This is a genomic window from Gelidibacter sp. F63206 (genome assembly GCF_023015735.1).
Genome location: NZ_JALKAU010000061.1, coordinates 1 through 2786 on the forward strand (window position 1 = coordinate 1; position 2786 = coordinate 2786).

The window sequence follows — 2786 nt, forward strand, 5'->3', positions numbered from 1 at the left end:
AAAGGCTATAAACCGCTAGGAGATTACATCGATAGAGCGCAAACTTTAATCTGGTGAACCGCCGTACCTGCTCGCCGGCAGGCGGGTACGAGACCTGTATCCCGAAAGCTTTCGGGAGTGGTGTGAGAGGCGCAGTGGCGACCGTTAGGTCGTCACCCGTCTACTCGATTACCCACTTTTATTTTTCATTCAGTTTCTTTTTATACAAATAGTCAGCAATTTTGAAGATTGCATAATTCTTATCTCGGGCAACTTCGTTGAAGAATTGTCCATTTGTTATTTCATCAATTTGTTGTCCAAAGAGAATTGAGTTTGTGCGGAACTTCAATCCTTCAAAGTCCACTACCCAAGGTGTATAAAGATAGTTAGGCTTGTCATCCGAATTTTCAATTATTAATTTTTTACCGTTTTGAAATACAATGATGATTCTTCTCCAATCCGTTGTTGTACTCCAATTTCCATAAGATTGCCAAAAAGCATTATTGATTTCTTCATCACTCAAAGTGAATAACAAGTCTGCGACTGACTTGTAAAAATCGAAATCTGTTTTTTCTCCTGGAAATGTGTACAAGTTCTCATAGTCAAAGCGGTCTATGCCTGATTTATTTATGCGTTGCTCTTCTTTATCAATGAACTTTTTAAATTCATTAATGTCATTTTCTGTAATGCTCAAATCAGTCAAGGAAACATTTGAGAATCGTGATTTGTCTATTACATTAATAATCCGTTCTATTTTGGTTACTTCGATTTCATTGTCTGCACGGGAAAGATATTTTGAAGATTTTGTTTTTTTATCAACTACATATTTATCTCCCTTTTTAATGTAAGTCCTTAATGAATTGTCAGAATGGAAACAACCTTGACTGCCATTTTCAAAATGTAACTCCTTAACTACGAGATTAGAAAAAAGACTTTCAGGCAAACTATATTCATTAACTGATTTTTCTTTTGGGTCTAAGGTGTATAGCTTTTTTAAGCTTCGGTCTGCCAATACAATTTTACTCGCAAATAAGGAAGCATTAGCAATTGAGAAGTCTACAGTCATAAAACGATACCATTGCTTTTTTTTCTTGTCAAAGCGTAGAATATCTTTATTCTCAAATCCATATTCTTCACCTTCAAAGCTTAATTTTAAGTAGGGTTCTTGAATAGGAACTTCATCCGTAAATAACTGAGAAACTATAAAGTCATCGGGATTAATCTTGTAAATGTTTTCAAATGTCAACACGAAAAGTTTGTTGTTTCTAACTCCAATTGCTCTGGGGTTGTTTTCAAGAGACTCCTCTGACTGCCAAGTTTGAGAAAAATCATTGTCATAATGGCTTATGCTCAAATCTTGATTAATTGTGTAAAGGTTATTGATTTCAGAAACCTCAAAATCAATTATTTCGGGCAAATAAGTCCAATCAATAGAATCGGATTTAGTCATAAACACTCTTCCTTGCTGATTGATGATGTAGTAGTTTCCAAAAATTCTTATTTTTCGAATGTCAGGTCGCTCTTCTTTCGAAAGCCTTTCATATTTTCCTTGACTTAAAGGTGTCGGTAGTTTTTCCCAACTTTGGCAGTTATTAGTTGTTTTGTAGAGTACGTTCCAAAAAGAGCCAAACAACCCTGTTTGTTCATCTTTTGCAAAATGAATAGTTGAAAATCTTAGTGCATTTTCATTTCCTGCCTTATCAAAGGCTTTCCAAGTTTTTCCTTTATCCTCTGTGTAATAAATGAGTTGCGAATTACCACTCATCCAAGCTTTTCCGTTGTTATTTATGTATGCAGCATCAATCCAACTACTTTTTCCGAATATTACTTTTTCCCAAGTCTTTCCGTGATTCCCCGACCAAAAAACAAAGTCTTGTTTTCCGCCTTCTTGAATAAATCCTGAAATCATCAGAGTATCTTCAGAGAAAAAGTTTAACCTCTCAAATGTCTTTCCTGAACTTAAATTATAAGGGTCTAATGAACCATATGGTCCCATATTCCATAATTCACCGATTTGTTTGGTGAAATAAACATTTCCTGCTTTTGTCGCTACCCAAATTTCTTCAGATGGTGAAATTCCAAGTTCTGATACACCGCCCGAAATTGATAATCTTGACAAATACTCCTTTTGACCAAAAACTGTCAATGGAAGAAGTATGATTGTCAATATGTGCAGTATCTTTTTCATAATTGTGGGTAACGTGATTGTATAAGATTAGTGGCGTGTTTAAGCACTTAATTTAGCAAATAAACACCGAATAGAAAATCCGCGAGGATTTTCGTAAGTAGGCGAGGTCTAGCCATTAATTTTATACGGTGTTGTAAAACGTTTTTTTGTTCAATAGTTTTTTTCTTTTTTCAGTTCTCCGTTTTCGGTATAAGTTTTCCAAAGTCCGACCTTTTTTCCGTTCACTGTTTGTCCTTCTTTGAACAAATAACAAACTTGTAGTTTATATGAGCATTTATAATATTTCTCAATTCTTTTAAAATTGATATGTTCGTCGGATTCGAAAAATTCAGTCAGATTATTTGCGTTTGAGTCGATTTCAGTCGTTATGGATTCGGACGTTTTATTTCCTTCTCGGTCATAAGAATTCCAAGATATTATATTTCCGTATTTTCCTAAAAAAATTTCGCTTGCGATTTGTCCGTTTTTGTAATATTGAGTTTGCTTTCCTGAATGAGTTGAATAGTTTTCAGAATTGTACTTATAAGTCGTAATTGTGCTTATCCACCAAATTTTTCCATTTCCGTAAAAAATTGTGTCTGGTTTAGATTCAATTTCCTCAAGTTCACTCACTATTTTT

2 protein-coding genes are annotated in these 2786 nt (G+C 34.4%); both read right to left on the reverse strand.

Going from position 1 to position 2786, the window contains the following annotated elements; all coding sequences use genetic code 11:
- Positions 1–178: 178 nt before the first annotated feature.
- On the reverse strand, positions 179–2167 hold the full coding sequence (locus MWU32_RS02865) for a VPS10 domain-containing protein (RefSeq protein ID WP_246937597.1): 1989 nt from the start codon (positions 2165–2167) through the stop codon (positions 179–181).
- Between the two features lie 150 nt (positions 2168–2317).
- Positions 2318–2786 (reverse strand): hypothetical protein (locus MWU32_RS02870; RefSeq protein WP_410744428.1); only part of this gene is annotated, 469 nt, incomplete at its 5' end.

Bases quoted from the DNA above. Each gene is read 5' to 3' on its own strand.
- MWU32_RS02865 (WP_246937597.1), bottom strand. From the start codon at position 2,167: ATGAAAAAGATACTGCACATATTGACAATCATACTTCTTCCATTGACA.